The organism is Pseudomonas sp. (assembly GCF_036387035.1).
In the GTDB taxonomy this organism is placed as follows: Bacteria; Pseudomonadota; Gammaproteobacteria; order Pseudomonadales; family Pseudomonadaceae; genus Aquipseudomonas.
Genome location: NZ_DASVUM010000158.1, coordinates 1 through 1,962 on the forward strand (window position 1 = coordinate 1; position 1,962 = coordinate 1,962).

Sequence of the window (1,962 nt, forward strand, 5' to 3'; positions counted from 1 at the left end):
TATGTATGAATTCCTGGATCGTCTGCTGTCGATCTCCCTGCCTCGGGTTCGCGACTTCCGCGGCCTGAATGCCAAGTCCTTCGATGGTCGTGGTAACTACAGCATGGGCGTTAAAGAGCAGATCATTTTCCCGGAAATCGACTACGACAAGATCGATGCCCTGCGCGGTCTGGACATTACCCTGACCACCACTGCTCGTACGGACGAAGAAGGTCGCGCATTGCTGCGTGCTTTCAAGTTCCCGTTCCGCAACTGATTGGAGTAGGACCATGGCCAAGAAGAGCATGAAAAACCGTGAGCTGAAGCGTCAGCTCACCGTTGCCAAGTACGCTACCAAGCGTGCTGCGCTGAAAGCGATCATCGTGGATCTGAACGCAAGTCCAGAAGCACGTTGGGAAGCGACGGTCGCACTGCAGAAGCAACCACGTGACGCAAGCGCTTCGCGCATGCGTAACCGTTGCCGTCTGACAGGTCGTCCGCACGGCGTATACCGCAAGTTCGGCCTCGGCCGTAACATGCTGCGTCAAGCAGCAATGCGTGGCGACGTACCGGGTCTGGTCAAAGCCAGCTGGTAAGCAATTATTCTCGCACTGCGCCCCTTACGTTCACCCTAAGCGGGTGGGTGTAGAGCCTGAATTTGAATCAAGCCCCTTTTGGGGCTTGATTCATTTCTGGGGTGCGCCTAGAATTGCCGGCTCGCCAGAGCCCGTGTTTGCACGTGCCCGGAATTTTAAGGCGATAGGTTGTAGCCGCAAGGCTCATTTTTTTTGTATCAGGAGCGTCTAGCCCATGAGTATGCAGGACCCGTTAGCGGACATGCTAACTCGTATCCGTAATGCCCAGATGGCTGAAAAGCCCGTCGTAAGCATGCCATCCTCCACGTTGAAGGTGGCTGTAGCCAAAGTCCTGAAGGACGAAGGTTACATTGCGGGTTATCAGATCAGCAGCGAAACCAAGCCGTTGCTATCCATCGAGCTGAAGTACTTCGAAGGCCGTCCGGTCATTGAAGAAGTGAAGCGCGTTAGCCGTCCAGGCCTGCGTCAGTACAAGTCCGCTGAAGATCTGCCGAAAGTTCGTGGCGGTCTGGGCGTGTCTATCGTCTCCACCAACAAAGGTGTGATGACGGATCGTGCTGCGCGCGCTGCCGGTGTCGGCGGCGAAGTTCTTTGCACTGTGTTCTAAGGGGGGATAAGCATGTCTCGCGTCGCTAAGAACCCCGTTAAGCTGCCAGCCGGTGTCGAAGTCAAATTCGCAGGCCAACAGCTTTCGGTGAAGGGTGCCAAGGGCACTCTCGAACTGAACATCCATTCGTCCGTTGAGATTGTTGAAGAAGCTGGTGAGCTGCGTTTCGCTGCTCGCAATGGCGATCAACAAACTCGCGCAATGGCCGGTACCACGCGTGCGTTGGTAAACAACATGGTCCAAGGCGTAAGCCAAGGCTTCGAGCGTAAGCTCCAGCTGGTCGGTGTTGGTTACAAAGCGCAAGCAAAAGGCACGGTTCTGAACCTTGCCCTTGGCTTCTCGCACCCAGTGGATTACGAACTGCCGGAAGGCATCACCGCTGAGACCCCTAGCCAAACCGATATCCTGATCAAGGGCATCGATAAGCAGCTGGTAGGTCAGGTGGCCGCTGAGATCCGCGACTTCCGTCCACCAGAGCCGTACAAAGGCAAAGGTGTGCGCTACGCGGACGAAGTCGTCCGTCGTAAAGAAGCCAAGAAGAAGTAGGGCATAGCAAATGACCGACAAAAAAGTTACTCGACTGCGTCGCGCTCGCAAAGCACGCCTGAAAATGCACGAACTCGAAGTCGTGCGTCTCTGCGTGTACCGCTCGTCGCAGCATATCTACGCCCAGGTCATCTCGGCCGACGGCAACAAAGTCCTGGCAAGCGCCTCGACTTTGGATAAAGAACTGCGTGATGGTGCCACTGGCAACATCGACGCGGCCACAAAGGTTGGCCA

At 55.8% G+C, this 1,962-nt stretch carries 5 protein-coding genes; all 5 read left to right on the plus strand.

Annotated features, from left to right (window positions below; genetic code table 11):
• The coding region (gene rpl5 / locus VF672_RS15155; RefSeq protein WP_414705614.1) for a large ribosomal subunit protein uL5 at nt 1-256 on the plus strand (256 nt) is incomplete at its 5' end.
• 13 nt (nt 257-269) lie between these two features.
• Complete coding sequence (gene rpsN / locus VF672_RS15160) at nt 270-575, plus strand: 30S ribosomal protein S14 (RefSeq protein WP_003186042.1); 306 nt, start codon at nt 270-272, stop codon at nt 573-575.
• 214 nt (nt 576-789) lie between these two features.
• Nucleotides 790-1,182: a 30S ribosomal protein S8 gene (rpsH, locus tag VF672_RS15165; RefSeq protein WP_331105390.1), complete on the plus strand. Its 393-nt coding sequence runs from the start codon at nt 790-792 to the stop codon at nt 1,180-1,182.
• A 12-nt stretch (nt 1,183-1,194) separates the two neighbouring features.
• On the plus strand, nt 1,195-1,728 hold the full coding sequence (rplF, locus tag VF672_RS15170) for a 50S ribosomal protein L6 (protein WP_003176412.1): 534 nt from the start codon (nt 1,195-1,197) through the stop codon (nt 1,726-1,728).
• Between the two features lie 10 nt (nt 1,729-1,738).
• Nucleotides 1,739-1,962: 50S ribosomal protein L18 (locus tag VF672_RS15175; protein ID WP_331105391.1), on the plus strand; the 224-nt coding region annotated here is incomplete at its 3' end.

What these genes read in the sequence shown, in the direction of transcription:
- rplF (WP_003176412.1), top strand. Translation starts at nt 1,195, where the DNA reads ATGTCTCGCGTCGCTAAGAACCCCGTTAAGCTGCCAGCCGGTGTCGAA.
- rpsN (WP_003186042.1), top strand. Translation starts at nt 270, where the DNA reads ATGGCCAAGAAGAGCATGAAAAACCGTGAGCTGAAGCGTCAGCTCACC.
- rpsH (WP_331105390.1), top strand. Translation starts at nt 790, where the DNA reads ATGAGTATGCAGGACCCGTTAGCGGACATGCTAACTCGTATCCGTAAT.